This is a genomic window from Micromonospora sp. NPDC005237, from assembly GCF_040607775.1.
Lineage (GTDB): Bacteria > Actinomycetota > Actinomycetes > Mycobacteriales > Micromonosporaceae > Micromonospora.
On the sequence record NZ_JBEXHJ010000009.1, the window covers coordinates 32,664 to 45,979 of the forward strand.

Below are 13,316 nucleotides of genomic sequence, written 5' to 3' on the forward strand. Positions count from 1 at the left end.
TGCGCTTGTCCCGGATGTGCCGCAGGCTTGATCGAGGGCGGCGGTGGGGGACGCGGCGGGGCCGCAGCCCTCGTCGGCAGTCAGGCCTTCAGTCATCGGGAGTGCGTCTTATCTGTCGACGGCGCGGCCACGTGGTACGACTGCTTCAAGAACAAGCCGACGAAGCAGGCGGGCCGGTGACGACGAACAGAGTGGCCAATCTGCTGCGTGGGCGGGAGAGTCCGCAGCGGCCGACCTTCCTGGAACTGTTCTTCGATCTCGTGTACGTCTTCGCGCTCACCCGGGTCGTGCACGAGTTGGTGCTGGACTACACCAGGGGTCACGTCGCCGAGACGTTGACCACCACCCTTTCGGAAAACGGCGAGACTCTGCTGCTGCTATTGGCCGTCTGGTGGATCTGGACCCAGACGGCGTGGATGACCAGCAGATTCGACCCGTTCCGGCCGGAGATCCAGTTCCTTGTCCTCGCGACGATGTTCGGGAGTCTGCTCCTGGCGGTCGCGATATCCGGGGCTCTCGCCGAGACCGGAATTCTCTTCGCGAGCACGTACGTCGCGATCCAGGTGGGCCGCACCCTTTTCTTCGTAGTTACCTTGCGGGGCCACGATCTGCGCCGCGTCAACATGCTGGCGCTCGTCTGGTTCGGCGCGTCGGCCGTGCCGTGGCTCATCGGAGCCTTCGAACCCGAGTTGACGCGCAATTCGCTGTGGGCGCTGGCCCTGGCGATCGACTACCTGGGGGGCAGACTCGGCTGGCCGGTACCGGGGCTGGGCCGCTCGCGGGTTTCCCCGTGGGCCGTCGCCGGCGAGCACCTGGCCGAACGCTACTGGCAGCTCGTCATCGTCGCGCTTGGTGAGACGATCCTGACCTCCGGCTCGAGTCTTCTACGTGGTCCGATTGTGCATGAACGAATATTGGCTCTTACCTTGTCGTTCCTCACCACGGTGTTGCTGTGGCGGATCTACTTCTACCGAGCCGGCCAGATCTTGGGCGAGGCCGTCGTGGCATCCGTCGACCCAGGCCGACTCGGTCGGTCGGCCGAGCTCTGTCACCTGCTCATGGTGTCCGGCATCCTCGTGACCTCAGCCGGTTCCGAACTCGTCTTGCTGGATCCATCCGGACACGCCAAACCCGCCTGGGTCGGCGCCATCCTCGGCGGGCCCGCGCTCTACCTCGCCGGGCGTTCACTATTCGAGTACGTGGCCTTCGCCCGCGTGTCCCTTCCGCGGCCGATCGGGATCCTCGCCCTCGTGGCCCTAGCGCCGCTGATGGTCCGTCTGCCGCCACTCAGGGTCGCTGCGGCAGCTGCCGCCGTCCTGCTCGGCGTCGCCGTCGCGGACGCGATCCGAGCCCATGGACGCCCACTGGAGCAGGCCTCGCCGCCACGCTGACCGGGCAGGCCGGGATGCCGATGCTGGTCGGCACCTTCTCAGGTCGGCGAGGGTGGCGACGCGGCGGTCAGTGCCGGCGGACAGCGGGCCGCTGCCGGGGCGAGTGCGGTGACGGCGATCGTGAAAGCTCTGCTGCCGGTGTCCTGCCAGAGGTGCGGGGAGAACGGAGGGAGCGGTCTGGCCGTCACCGCGCCCAGCCCCTGGTCATGGGATGACAATTGCCGGATGGACCAGGTGCTCAACCTGCTGGTGTCGCTGCCACCCGCCCTGGTGCTCGTCTTGGCGTTCCTCCTCCCGGCGCTGGAGGCGTCGACCTTCCTTGGCCTGGTGGTGCCGGGGGAGGTGGCCGTGCTGGTCGGCGGAGTCCTCGCCCACGACGGGAGGCTGCCGCTGTGGGCGGTGGTGGTTGTGGCGCTGGCCGGGGCTGCCCTCGGCGACCAGGTGGGTTATCTGATTGGCCGCCGTTACGGCCGGCGGCTGCTGGACCGAACGCCGCGCCGGTTCGTTCGATCTGGTGAGCTGCGTCGTGCGCTCGACCTGATCCGTCGGCGGGGCGCCGGCGCAGTGGTGCTCGGCCGTTGGGCGGCCGCGCTGCGGGCGCTGGTGCCGGGTCTGGCGGGCATGAGCGGCATACCGCAGCGCACGTTCACACTGGCCAACGTTGCCGGCGGGGCGCTGTGGGCAGCGGCGGTGGCCGCGCTGGGTTACCTGGCTGGCGCCTCGTACGGACTGCTGGAGCGGCGACTTGGCCTGGGCGGGGAGGTGCTGCTCGCGGTTGTGGCGCTGGTGATCGCGGCACGGATCTGGGCTGGCCGGCGGGCTGCCCGCCGCGAGCGGGCCGTGCAGGAACCGACGAGGCCCAGTGACGGCCGACATCCTGGCGCTCCCGGGGAACCTCGACGCCGCCGACGTCTGCGCGGCTGAACTACTCGCCGCCGGCGGACTCGCAGCGGAGCAACGGTGGGACTTCCGTCGGGAGGGCGTCGATAACAGACGCGTTCAGGCCGTCCACATCAAGCGTTCGCAGCGGTGGCACAGCATCGAGCGAGGGGTGCTCGTCAACCCCGGGTCAGTTCCAGGGATCGGCGTTCGGATCGTCGCCGAGCAGCTGCGCGCTCTCCAGGCACAGGTTCTCGCCGAACAGTTGATTGCCGCGGGAGTCGGTGCCCCATGCGTCGTCGGCGGAGGCAGCGATGGCGCGCCATGTGTAGCTGTCAGCCGACCTGGCCGGCCTGGTAGTGCCCGGACCCTGATCTGGCCTTCGCGTCACCGACCTGTCCTTCGCGCCAGCGGCGATCAGCGGACCCGGGACGGATCGGTCGTCCGGGTACGCAGCCACGCGTCGAAGTCGCGGGCCACGATGCGTTCGTCGGTGACACCGTCGGCGGCCGGCGAGCACAGCCAGCGGATCGGCGCGGCCATGACGGCGGGATCAAGCATCTGCTCGCGAACCGCCTGGGGCATCCCGTCCGGGATCATGCCGGTACGGGTGGCCCCGCCGGGCAGGAGTACGTTGACCCATACCGAGTGCTCGCGCAGATCGGCGGCCATGATGCGGGACAGCGCCTCGGACCCCGCTCGTGACGGGCCGTAGGGCACGAAACCTCTACGGATCATGGTCTCCTCGTTGAGCGAGATGTTCACGATGCGTCCGCCGCCGGCGGTGAAGAAGGTCGGTACGACCGCGCGGGCGACCAGGAAGTAGCCGGTGAGGTTCGTGTCGATCACGTCCCGGAAACCGTCGGGCGTGACCTCCCAGAAGCCCCGAGGTTCGGTGAAGAACTCCGGGTTCACGGTTCGCATGCCGATCCCCGCGTTGTTGACCAGCACATCGAGTCCGCCCAGGAGGTCGACCGTCCGGCGGACACCGTCGGCCACCGAGCGCTCATCCCGGACGTCCATGGCGACGCCACCGACCCGCCCGCGCTCGGCGTCGATCTGCTCGGCGACCTGGGCGGTGCGGCCCTCATCGCGGCTGGTGATGACCACCCGCGCGCCGCCGTCGGCCAGCGCCTCGGCCATCGAGCGGCCAAGGCCGTTGGTCGCCCCCGTGACCAGGACCCGTACCCCGGAAAGGGACTCGTCGGTTCTCACGTCACGCACGGTCATGAACCAATCATTCCTCATTCGTGCGCGTGCCGTGCGGAGCAGGCTGACCGGCCCGGGCTGCTGGACGCGGCCGTTCCGTCCCGCGTTTGGCGGCCGGAGGCGCGGGAACACCTCGCCGATCGGGCCCAGGCGACCCGCCACGTCTGTCGTCCGGCAGCGCTGGTGATGCCGGCGAGACCCGAGAGGAGCGAGGATGAGCCCACGCAGGACAACCGTCCCGGCACGCAGATCACCCGGAGCCACCAAGGCCACCGGGGCGACGAAGATGCCGCCGAGCCGGAAGGTGGCGGCCAAGAAGGTCGCCGCTGCCACGAAGCGGGCCACCGGCGCGAGCGCAGCCAAGACGCCCGGCGAGAAGCCCACGCCGACCACGCCCCGCGTCGCCCGGAAGAAGGACGTTTCCGCCACCACGGCCTCGCCCAGCCGCAGGCCGACGGCGAAGGCGGCCGCCGCCAAGAACGCACCACCAAAGAAGGCGCCCTCAGCGAGGGCCGCGGCGAAGAAGGCGCCGGCGAAGAAGGCCGCGCCGACCCGGGCCCGTACCACGTCCGCCACCAGGGCACCGGCCAAGAAGGCGACCACCATGGAGTCGTTCGGCAACCGGCGTACGGCGCGCAAGGCCTGAACGTCGACGCCGACCCCGGTGTGTCGCACCAGATCGGTGATCGTCGGGGAGGCGTCGCCGCAGGCGTAGGCCGCACCATCCGGCCTCGCCCACCCACGCCGTTTGGGCACCCCGCTCGGTCTGCACACCCCGTGCCACCTGCACGGCTCCAACTCGATAGGTTCCGCGGACTTCGTCACCCTCGGCCACCATCGCGAGCTTGTGCTCCGGACTGAAGACGGCCTGCTCCCAGAATGCCCTGGCCAGTGGAAACTCCGCGAGTGTTGCAAACGCCCCTGCGGGGTTCGCCCTTTATGAAAGGGTTTGCTCAGAACGTTGCCGATTATTGACGGCACCCGCACGAGCAGATCAAGTGACAGGGGCGGACATGAGGTGGCTGATCGGTGGTGCGGCCGCGATTGCCGGGGGGATGGTTGTCCGGCGCCTGCTCGGTGGGGCTGGCCGGGGCAATGACCAGTGGCAACGGGTTCAGGCCCGGCGGCGCGGGGCGCGGTGGCACGTGGCGACGGTGAACCGACCGGCGGGTGACGTCGCCCCGGGCGGCCAGTTCCCCGAGCCGCTGGCCGGGCTTGGCGACGCCGTCGAGGTCCAGGTCCGGCCTGCCCCCGGCGGCCGGGGGACCGAGATCGCCGTACGGCTGCGCGACGGCGCCCGACTCCCTGTTGCCGCCGCGGCCCGACGGGTCACCGGCCGGGATCCTGAACAGGCGATCCGGGCTGCGCTGCGCGAGTCGAAGCAACTGATCGAAACCAGTGAGGTCCTGCATCCGGACTATCCGCCCACGACCGAGCCGACGCCGATGAACAAGCCACTGCGAATGGCCACCCAGCAGGGTCGGCGGGAGGGACGACAGTGAAGGCGCTGGTCTGGGAGGGAGCCAACGAGCTCGCGGTGCGGCAGGTGCCGGACCCGCAGATGCGTAACGAGCAGGACGTCATTGTGCGGGTCCGGCGGACTGTGACGTGTGGTTCGGACCTGCACCTGCTCGGCGGGTACATCCCGTTCATGGAACGCGGCGATGTCCTCGGGCACGAGTTCCTCGGCGAGGTCGTCGAGGTCGGTTCGCAGGTACGCAAGCACAAGGTAGGCGACCGGGTCGTCGTCTGCTCGTTCATCTCCTGCGGCAAGTGCTGGTACTGCCAGCAACAACAGTTCTCGCTGTGCGACAACGGAAACACCAACCCGATGATCACCGAGAACGTCTGGGGCTCCGCGCCCGGAGGCTGTTACGGCTACTCGCACGCACTCGGGGGCTTCGCCGGCAGCCACGCCGAGTTCATCCGCGTCCCCTACGCCGACCAGGGCGCCTTCACCGTCCCGGACGAGGTGAGCGACGAGCGCGCGCTCTTCGCTTCCGACTCCGCGCCGACCGGTTGGATGGGCGCCGACCTCGCCGGCGTCAAACCGGGCGATGTCGTGGCGGTCTGGGGTGCTGGTGCGGTCGGGCAGATGGCGGCTCGGGCGTCCGTGCTGCTCGGTGCCGATCGGGTGATCGTGATCGACCGACTCGACAACCGGCTCCAGATGGCCCAGACACATCTCGGCGTCGAGACGCTGAACTACGAGCAGCAGGACGTCAGCGGCGAATTGCTGGAGCGCAGTGGCGGCCGAGGCCCGGACGTGTGCATCGAGGCAGTGGGTATGGAGTCGCACAGCAGCGGTCCGCAGTTCTGGTACGACCAGGTCAAGCAGCAGCTGCGCATCGAGTCCGACCGACCGATCGCCGCCCGGGAGGCGATCTACAACTGCCGCAAGGGCGGCAGCGTGTTCATCCTGGGTGTGTTCGGCGGCCTGGTCGACAAGTTTCCGCTCGGGGCGGTGATGAACAAGGGGCTGACGCTGCGCGGCGCACAGCAGCACGGACAGCGCTACATTCCCATGCTGCTGGAGCGGATGGCCCGCGGCGAGCTGGTCACGGAGCATCTCGCGACACACACGATGCCGTTGGACCAAGCGCCGCGCGGCTACGAGATGTTCAAACAGAAACTCGACGGATGCGTACGGGCCGTCTTCCAGCCGACCAGCTGATTCCGCCGTCGCCGGTGCCCCTCGCACCGTAGCGCGACCTCACTTACTGGATTGCCCTCAGCCAGCTTGTCCGTTCAGCTCTCGCCGCGGGACTTCGCTCTGGGTCATCGGTGCTCCGCACCGGTAGCCGGGCTCGGGCGCCGACGGCGAGAATCGGGGTCGTTACGCGCCGTCGCGGCAGTTCCCGTGCTGCTGACGTGGTGGTGGAGCCAGGCCGTCGAGGGGAGCGCCCCCGACCACTCGTCGTCGTGTGAAAGGCCCGCCACTGCCTCTGTTCGGAATCAGGACGTGACGTGTCGGATCCGGTCCCCGGTCCAGGCCGCTTCGAGGATCGCGGTCAGGCTGGCGGTGTCGGTCGGGCCTGGATGGTTCTGGATCAGGCGGGTGACGCCACTGGCCATCTCCGCGAAGCGCGGGAGGTCGGCGCGTGCCACGCCGATGTCCGCCAAGGTGGCAGGGATGCCGATGTCGGCAAGGAGCCCGTCGAGCCAGGTGAGGAACACCTCTGCGGCCTCGGTATCCGAGGCGTCGGTCACGTCGAGCCCGCACACCCGGGCGAGGATGGCCAACCGGTCGCTGATGGCCTCCCTGGCCGCGTCCAGCGCGTAGGGCAGGAGCAGCCCGACGCCCAGGCCGTGCGGCGTGTGCGTGGCTGCGCCGATGGGGTACTGGAGAGCGTGCGGGGCCGCGTTGCCCGCGTGCGAGAACGCCAGCCCGGCGAGCATGGACCCATAGGACATGTCCGCGCGCGCGTCCGTGTCGCCTCCGTCCCTGACCGCACGACGCAAGCTACGGGCGATCCGCTCCGCGGCCAGGAGGGCGTAGTGGTCGGTGATCGGGTTGCGGCCGAGGAAGACCTGCTCCACCGGGTCGCGCGGTCCGTGGGCCCGCCCTCGCGCGGTGTAGCTCTCCACCGCGTGGCAGAACGCGTCGATGCCGGAGTGGGCGGTGACTGTCGCGGGGCAGGTGTAGGTGAGTTCGGGGTCGACGATGGCGAAGTCGGGCACGATGTGGACGCTGGAGACCCCCACCTTCAGCTCGCGGTCCGGGTCGGTCAACACCGACACGGGTGTGAGCTCGGAGCCGGTGCCTGACGTCGTCGGGACCGCCACGAGAGGAATCGTCGGCCCCGGCACCTTCGACTCGCCGTAGAAGTCGCGCGGCGTCCCGCCGTGGCGGCGGATGACGCCGACGATCTTGGCGAGGTCGATCACCGTGCCACCCCCGATGGCGAGGATCACGTCGGCGTCCACCTCGGCGGCGACCGAGACGGCCAGGGCGACATCGGCGAGTGGCACGTCTGACGTCGCGTCGGAGAACACCCCGACGACCTCGACCCTCTCCCGTACGGCGGCCACGATCTCGGCCACGCCCGGCTGTCCGAGAAGAACCTGGTCGGTCACGATGAGCACTCGCGAGCCACTCTCGGCCACCACTCGTGGGATGTTCTGCGCGACCCCTTCGCCCACTATCAGCTGGCGTGGTCCGCGGACGGTCTCAAGCATGTCAGTGCCTCTCTCGAACGTCGGCGGCGATGTGCGGGGCGGAAGCTCGGGGCGGCAGGCCGGTCACGGTAGGTCGATCGCCGCGTAGGTGAGGTCGAGGTACTCGAGGATGCCCTCGTGCGACCCCTCCTTGCCGATCCCGGACTGCTTCACGCCTCCGAACGGAGCTGACGGGTCCGAGATCAGGCCACGGTTGATGCCGACCATTCCCGTGTCCAGCCCCTCGGCGAACCGGAGCGCCCGCTGGAGGTCACGGGTGAAGACGTATCCGACCAGCCCGTGCTCGGTGTCGTTGGCCTTCGCCAGCACCTCGTCGTCGGACGTGAACGAGATGATCGGCGCCACCGGGCCGAAGATCTCCGTCTTCAGCATCCGCGCGTCGTCGGGCACGTCGACGAGGACCGTGGGCGGGTAGAAGTGGCCCGGCCGATCCGGACGCTCGCCGCCCACCACGATCCGGGCGCCGCGATCGACCGCGTCGGCGACGAGCTCGTCGATCCTGGTGACCGAGGCCTCGTCGATCAACGCCCCGACGTTCACGCCGTCGTCGAGACCATGGCCCACCGAAAGCGCGCCCATCCGCTCGGCGAAGCGCGCCGTGAACTCCTCGCGCACCGGCTCCTCGACGTAGATCCGGTTGGCCGCGATGCAGGACTCCCCGATGTTGCGCATCTTGGCGACCATGGCACCGTCGAGCGCGACGTCCAGGTCAGCGTCGGCACACACGATCAGGGCCGCGTTGCCGCCCAGTTCCATGGACGTACGCAGCACGTTGTCCGCAGCCTGTCGGAGCAGCACGCGCCCGACCTCGGTCGACCCGGTGAACGACAGCTTGCGGGTCCGACTGTCGGCCAGCAGTGCGGAGATGACCTCGCCGGAACGCTTGGTGGTCAGCACGTTGACAACGCCCGGGGGTACGCCGACCTCCTCCATGATGCGGGCCAGGAACAGCATGGTGAGTGGCGTCTGGGCTGCTGGCTTGGTGATCGTCGTGCAGCCTGCGGCCAGCGCGGGAGCGATCTTGCGGGCGCCCATGGCCAGCGGAAAGTTCCAGGGCGTCACGAAGACGCACGGTCCAACGGGCTTCGGCACGGTGAGGATGCGATACCCGCCTGCGGGAGCGGTGCTGTAGCGCCCCTCGACGCGCACCGCCTCCTCGGCGAACCAACGGAAGAACTCGGCGCCGTAGGCCACCTCCGCCCGAGCCTCGACGAGCGGCTTGCCCATCTCGAGCGTTATCAGCCGGGCGACCTCCTCGGATCGCTCGATCAGCGCCCGGTACGTCGCGGTCAACAACTCCGACCGTTTCCGCGGCGGGGTCGCCGCCCACTCCGTCATTGCCGTGCTCGCCGCGTCCAGAGCGGCGAGCCCGTCAACGACGTCCGCGTCCGCCACCTCGGCGATGGCCTTGCCGGTGGCCGGGTCCTCGACGGCAAAGGTGGCTCCGCTCGCGGCGTCGCGCCAGGCGCCGCCGATCCGGAGCCGCCGGTGCTCGGGGGCCAGGACGTTCATCGGGTCACTCATTGCGTCGCCTCCTGTGATCCTCGTGGTGATGTCCGGCGTGCCCCAGCGAGCGCGCTGTGCGCGTGGACGGACGGGTCACCCGCCCTCGTCGGGGGCGAGGTTGCCGAGCGGGTCGAAGGTGGCCGTGGCCCCGTCTGCCGGCGCGGTTACCGCCCAGCCTCGGACAGCGACAGCCCGGTGTCCGCGTCGAACAGGTGCGCACGGTCCAGGTCGACCGTGACGTGCAGCCGCTCGCCGGGCGTACCGGTGACGGTGGGTCGTGCCTTGACCTTGAGGATCTCCGTCCCCACTCGGACGTCGACCACCGTGCGGTCACCGAGCGGCTCAAGCCCGTAGAGCTCGCCGGACAACGACGCGTGCCCACGCTGTTCGACGGACAGGTCCTCCGCGCGCAGGCCCAGCAGCAGCGCCCGGCCGTCCTCAGCCGTGGTCCAGCGGGGCCGCGGCAGCGTCCAGCCGTCCGCACCGACCAGACGATCTCCCTCGGCGCGGCAGGCGAGCAGGCTGATCGGTGGGCTCCCCACGAATCCTGCGACCCACTGGTTGGCGGGACGCTCGTACACCTCGGTCGGCGTTCCGACCTGTTGCACCTTCCCCTCCTTGAGGACCGCTACCTGGTCGGCCATGGACAGGGCCTCGACCTGGTCGTTGGTCACGTAGACGAAGGTTGCTCCGAGGCTCCGGTGGATGCGGGTGAGCTCGGTGCGCATCTCGACGCGGAGCTTGAGGTCGAGGTTCGTCAGCGGCTCGTCCATCAGGAACGCGCGGGGGCGACGCACCAGCGCCCGGGCCAGGGCGACCCGCTGCATCTCACCGCCCGACAACTGCGCGGGTCGACGTTGCAGCAGACGTTCGATGTGCAGCAGGCTCGACATCTGCTCGACGGCCGCGGCGATCTCGCTCGCGGAACTACGGCGTGCCCGCAGCGGCGAGGCGATGTTCTCGTACACCGTGTGTCGCGGGTAGAGGGCGTAGTTCTGGAAGACCATGGCCAGGTCGCGTGCGGCCGGGGTGTCACCTGTCGCATCCCTCCCGTCCAGGTGCACCGACCCGGCGTCAAGCTTCTCCAGCCCGGCGATCGCTCGCAGGGTCGTCGTCTTGCCTGCCCCGGAGGGCCCGAGCACGACGAAGAACGAGCCGTCCGGCACGTCCAGCGTCACCCCGTCCAGGGCCTGGACCTTGCCGAAGGACTTGCGCAGCCCGTGCGCTGCCACGGTTCCCATCAGGCCACCAGCTCTTCCGTGCTCACGTCGTAGACCGCCGGGGTCCCGCCGGTGTGCCGCAGCCCGACCTTTGCGTCAGCGGCGAAACGAATAGTCGGTGGCATCCGAACCCGTACGTCGCGCTGGCCGCTGTGGTCGACCACGTAGATGATTTCGTCGCCCAGCCACTCCGCCGAGACCACCCGGGCCGGGATCGAGCCTTCCGCCCCTGGTTCGGTGACTTCCAGCGCCTCCGGCCGGACGCCCGCCACCAGGCGACGGTCACGCGGCAGGCCTGGCGGTGGCGTGAGAACCAGTCCGCCCTGACCGCGCAGCTTTCCGTCGGCCACCTCCACCTCAATCAGGTTCATCGGGGGAGAGCCGATGAATGCCGCGCAGAAGAGACTCGCGGGACGGTCGTAGACCTCCAGCGGCGTGCCGATCTGCTCGACGCGGCCCTTGTTGAGGATGGCGATTCGGTGACCGAGCGACATCGCCTCGACCTGGTCGTGGGTGACGTAGACCATCGTCGCCCCCAGCTCGCCCTGCAGGTGCTTGATCTCCGTGCGCATGTCCGCCCTCAGCTCGGCGTCCAGATTGGTGAGAGGTTCGTCCATGAGGAACGCGCGCGGTCGTCGTACCAGGGCACGAGCGAGCGCAACGCGCTGCTGCTCTCCGCCGGACAGCTGGCGCGGTCGCCGGTCCAGGAGTGGACCGAGCCGCATCAGCCGGGCGGCCTCCTCGACCCGCTTGTGCACCTCCGGCTTGGGCAGTCCCTCGGCCCGCAGTGGGAACGCCAGGTTGTCGCGGGTTTTCAGATGCGGGTAGAGAGCGTAGAACTGGAACACCATGGCGATGTCGCGCTCGGCGGGCGGCAGGTCGTTGACAAGCGTGTCGCCGATGCGGATGTCGCCCGTCGTCTGCCTCTCCAGGCCGGCTATGGCCCGCAGCGTGGTCGTCTTGCCGCAACCCGAAGGGCCGAGCATCACGAACAGCTCACCGTCGCGGATGGACAGGTCCACGTGATCAACCGCGACCGTCCCGTCCGGGTAGCGCTTGTGCAGGGCGGTCACCTCGATGTCGGCCATCAGCGTCGCACCGCCCCGAGCGTCACACCGGCGATGAGGTGCTTGCGCACCAGGTAGGCGAAGACGAGCACCGGTAGGGCGAACACCACGGAGGCCGCGGCCACGAGACCCCAGTCCGTGGTGGTGCCACCGATGAGGCCGGCGATGGCGGGCGGAGCCGTCCGCACGTCGTCGCTGGAGGTGAGGAAGATGGCGAACACGAACTCGTTCCACGAGAAGATGAGTGCGAAGACCGCCGTCGCGGCGATGCCGGGCACGAGCAGGGGAAGGGTGAATTTCCAGAACGCCTGCAGACGGGTGTAGCCGTCGAGCATGGCGGCATCCTCGTACTCCGCGGGCACCTCGTCGACGAATCCCTTCATCATCCAGATCGTGAACGGGACGTTGAACGCGGCGTAGATGAGGATCAGCCCGAGCTTGCTGTCGATGAGCCCGACCTGGCGGTACATGAGGAAGATCGGGATTACGACCACCACGGGCGGCATGAAGCGGGTGGACAGGATGAAGAACAGTTGGTCCTTCTTGGCCTTCACCGCGAAGCGTGAGTACGCCCAGGCCGCCGGAACCCCCAGCACGGTGGCCAGCACCGTGGACACCCCGGCGACCACGGCGGAGTTGAGAAACGCGACGGACAGGGCCGAGCGACCGCCGCCGGGAGCGACGAACACGTCCTTGAAATGGTCCAACGTGACCGTGAAGCCGAAGAACTTGGCCGGGATGGCGTAGACGTCCCGGTTCTCCTTGATGGACGTCTCGATCATCCACAGCACCGGAAAGAGCATCACGACGGCCAGCACCACCAGCAGCGCCAACTCCACCCCGGAGCGGCCCCGGCCACCAAGGCGGCGCGCGGGGGGCGTGCGATCCCGGGCAGGACCTGTGGACACGGCCTCGTCGACGGAGACGGCCATCAGCCCTCCTTGAGCTTGTTCAGGTAGCGCAGGTACAACTGCGTGAGGACGATGACGACGAGGACCATGAGGATCCCGTACGCCGAGGCGGTCCCGGTGTTGAAGCCCAGGAACGCGACCTTGTAGACGTGGAACGACAACGTCTCGGTCGAGACACCCGGGCCTCCGTTGGTGAGGATGTAGACGAGGTCGAACAGCCGGAAGGCCTCGATGGCCCGGAACATCACGGCAATGAGGAGCAGCGGCCACACCAGCGGAAGAGTGATGGTGCGGAACCGGAACCACTCGGACGCCCGGTCGATCGAGGCGGCCTCGTACAGGTACTTGGGAACCGCGGTCAGGCCCGCAAGGGCGATGAGCATGATGAACGGCGTCCACTGCCAGGTGTCGACCACGACCAGCGAGATCAATGCCGTTCGCTGCCGGGTGAGCCACTCCACCTGCCCCAGGCCGAGCGAGCCGAGCATGCTGTTGATCACGCCGAATTGCGCGTCGAGCATGAATCGCCAGAACAGCCCGACCACGACCGGCGACAGCATCATCGGAACCAGGAACAGGGTGGTCAGCAGTCCTCGCCCGTGCGTACGACGCGAGATCAGGTAGGCGATGCCGAAGCCGAGCACGGTCTGCAGGCCGACCGCGCCGACCACGTAGATCAACGTCGTCAAGGCCCTCTGGTGGACCTGCGCCGACGTCAGGATGGCGGTGTAGTTCCCGAATCCGACGAACCCGGCGGGCCCCCCGCGGGTGGCCGAGTAATCGGTGAACGACAGGTACAACGCCCACAGCAACGGGAACACCGACATTGCGAGCAACAGCAGCAGCGCGGGGGAGATGAAGGCCATGGCGAGCCCGCGGTCGGTCAGCCGGCGGGACCGACCCGGTGCAGGTGGCGCCGCGGACGCCACCTGCCCGGGGTTGTCGGTCGACAGG

The 13,316-nt window shown here is 69.0% G+C and carries 13 protein-coding genes; 5 read left to right on the forward strand and 8 right to left on the reverse strand.

What is annotated here, in order from left to right; genetic code table 11:
* Positions 1-176: 176 nt before the first annotated feature.
* Positions 177-1,391 carry a low temperature requirement protein A gene (locus tag ABZT87_RS24260; RefSeq protein WP_355138303.1) on the forward strand — a complete coding sequence of 405 codons (1,215 nt, stop codon included), beginning with the start codon at positions 177-179 and terminating at the stop codon, positions 1,389-1,391.
* A 225-nt stretch (positions 1,392-1,616) separates the two neighbouring features.
* The gene (locus ABZT87_RS24265) at positions 1,617-2,315 is read left to right on the forward strand and encodes a DedA family protein (RefSeq protein WP_355067938.1); all 699 of its coding nucleotides are present in this window, start codon (positions 1,617-1,619) and stop codon (positions 2,313-2,315) included.
* A 145-nt stretch (positions 2,316-2,460) separates the two neighbouring features.
* On the opposite strand, the gene ABZT87_RS24270 is transcribed toward ABZT87_RS24265, so the two are convergent.
* The gene (locus ABZT87_RS24270; RefSeq protein WP_355138305.1) at positions 2,461-2,661 is read right to left on the reverse strand and encodes a hypothetical protein; all 201 of its coding nucleotides are present in this window, start codon (positions 2,659-2,661) and stop codon (positions 2,461-2,463) included.
* Positions 2,662-2,687: 26 nt separating this feature from the next.
* Positions 2,688-3,485, reverse strand: coding sequence for an SDR family oxidoreductase (locus tag ABZT87_RS24275; RefSeq protein WP_354860275.1), 798 nt, complete (start codon positions 3,483-3,485; stop codon positions 2,688-2,690).
* 208 nt (positions 3,486-3,693) lie between these two features.
* Between ABZT87_RS24275 and ABZT87_RS24280 the strand changes: the two genes are divergently transcribed.
* The 3 genes from ABZT87_RS24280 to ABZT87_RS24290 all read left to right on the forward strand — a co-directional run bounded on the left by ABZT87_RS24280 (position 3,694) and on the right by ABZT87_RS24290 (position 6,153).
* Positions 3,694-4,125, forward strand: a complete 432-nt coding sequence (locus ABZT87_RS24280; protein WP_355138307.1) for a hypothetical protein — start codon at positions 3,694-3,696, stop codon at positions 4,123-4,125.
* 508 nt (positions 4,126-4,633) lie between these two features.
* Entirely contained in the window at positions 4,634-4,981 is a 348-nt protein-coding gene (locus ABZT87_RS24285) for a hypothetical protein (RefSeq protein ID WP_354860279.1), read from the forward strand.
* A complete protein-coding gene (locus ABZT87_RS24290) occupies positions 4,978-6,153 on the forward strand; it encodes a zinc-dependent alcohol dehydrogenase (RefSeq protein ID WP_355138309.1) in 1,176 nt (391 codons plus the stop codon). The genes ABZT87_RS24285 and ABZT87_RS24290 overlap by 4 nt, the downstream gene beginning before the upstream one ends.
* A 281-nt stretch (positions 6,154-6,434) precedes the next feature.
* Here ABZT87_RS24290 and ABZT87_RS24295 read toward each other — a convergent pair whose 3' ends face one another.
* The 6 genes from ABZT87_RS24295 to ABZT87_RS24320 all read right to left on the reverse strand — a co-directional run bounded on the left by ABZT87_RS24295 (position 6,435) and on the right by ABZT87_RS24320 (position 13,228).
* Positions 6,435-7,658, reverse strand: a complete 1,224-nt coding sequence (locus ABZT87_RS24295; protein ID WP_355138311.1) for an iron-containing alcohol dehydrogenase — start codon at positions 7,656-7,658, stop codon at positions 6,435-6,437.
* A 63-nt stretch (positions 7,659-7,721) separates the two neighbouring features.
* The gene (locus ABZT87_RS24300; protein WP_355138313.1) at positions 7,722-9,182 is read right to left on the reverse strand and encodes an NAD-dependent succinate-semialdehyde dehydrogenase; all 1,461 of its coding nucleotides are present in this window, start codon (positions 9,180-9,182) and stop codon (positions 7,722-7,724) included.
* Positions 9,183-9,328: 146 nt separating this feature from the next.
* Positions 9,329-10,405 carry an ABC transporter ATP-binding protein gene (locus ABZT87_RS24305; protein ID WP_355138315.1) on the reverse strand — a complete coding sequence of 359 codons (1,077 nt, stop codon included), beginning with the start codon at positions 10,403-10,405 and terminating at the stop codon, positions 9,329-9,331.
* The gene (locus ABZT87_RS24310) at positions 10,405-11,472 is read right to left on the reverse strand and encodes an ATP-binding cassette domain-containing protein (protein WP_355138317.1); all 1,068 of its coding nucleotides are present in this window, start codon (positions 11,470-11,472) and stop codon (positions 10,405-10,407) included. Before ABZT87_RS24310 ends, ABZT87_RS24305 begins: the two co-directional genes overlap by 1 nt.
* Positions 11,472-12,383 carry a carbohydrate ABC transporter permease gene (locus ABZT87_RS24315; RefSeq protein WP_354860293.1) on the reverse strand — a complete coding sequence of 304 codons (912 nt, stop codon included), beginning with the start codon at positions 12,381-12,383 and terminating at the stop codon, positions 11,472-11,474. Before ABZT87_RS24315 ends, ABZT87_RS24310 begins: the two co-directional genes overlap by 1 nt.
* On the reverse strand, positions 12,383-13,228 hold the full coding sequence (locus tag ABZT87_RS24320; protein WP_355138319.1) for a sugar ABC transporter permease: 846 nt from the start codon (positions 13,226-13,228) through the stop codon (positions 12,383-12,385). The genes ABZT87_RS24315 and ABZT87_RS24320 overlap by 1 nt, the downstream gene beginning before the upstream one ends.
* Between the last annotated feature and the right edge of the window lie 88 nt (positions 13,229-13,316).

Bases quoted from the DNA above. Each gene is read 5' to 3' on its own strand.
- ABZT87_RS24305 (WP_355138315.1), bottom strand. From the start codon at position 10,405: ATGGGAACCGTGGCAGCGCACGGGCTGCGCAAGTCCTTCGGCAAGGTC.
- ABZT87_RS24280 (WP_355138307.1), top strand. From the start codon at position 3,694: ATGAGCCCACGCAGGACAACCGTCCCGGCACGCAGATCACCCGGAGCC.
- ABZT87_RS24315 (WP_354860293.1), bottom strand. From the start codon at position 12,383: ATGGCCGTCTCCGTCGACGAGGCCGTGTCCACAGGTCCTGCCCGGGAT.
- ABZT87_RS24320 (WP_355138319.1), bottom strand. From the start codon at position 13,228: ATGGCCTTCATCTCCCCCGCGCTGCTGCTGTTGCTCGCAATGTCGGTG.
- ABZT87_RS24310 (WP_355138317.1), bottom strand. From the start codon at position 11,472: ATGGCCGACATCGAGGTGACCGCCCTGCACAAGCGCTACCCGGACGGG.
- ABZT87_RS24300 (WP_355138313.1), bottom strand. From the start codon at position 9,182: ATGAGTGACCCGATGAACGTCCTGGCCCCCGAGCACCGGCGGCTCCGG.
- ABZT87_RS24265 (WP_355067938.1), top strand. From the start codon at position 1,617: ATGGACCAGGTGCTCAACCTGCTGGTGTCGCTGCCACCCGCCCTGGTG.
- ABZT87_RS24295 (WP_355138311.1), bottom strand. From the start codon at position 7,658: ATGCTTGAGACCGTCCGCGGACCACGCCAGCTGATAGTGGGCGAAGGG.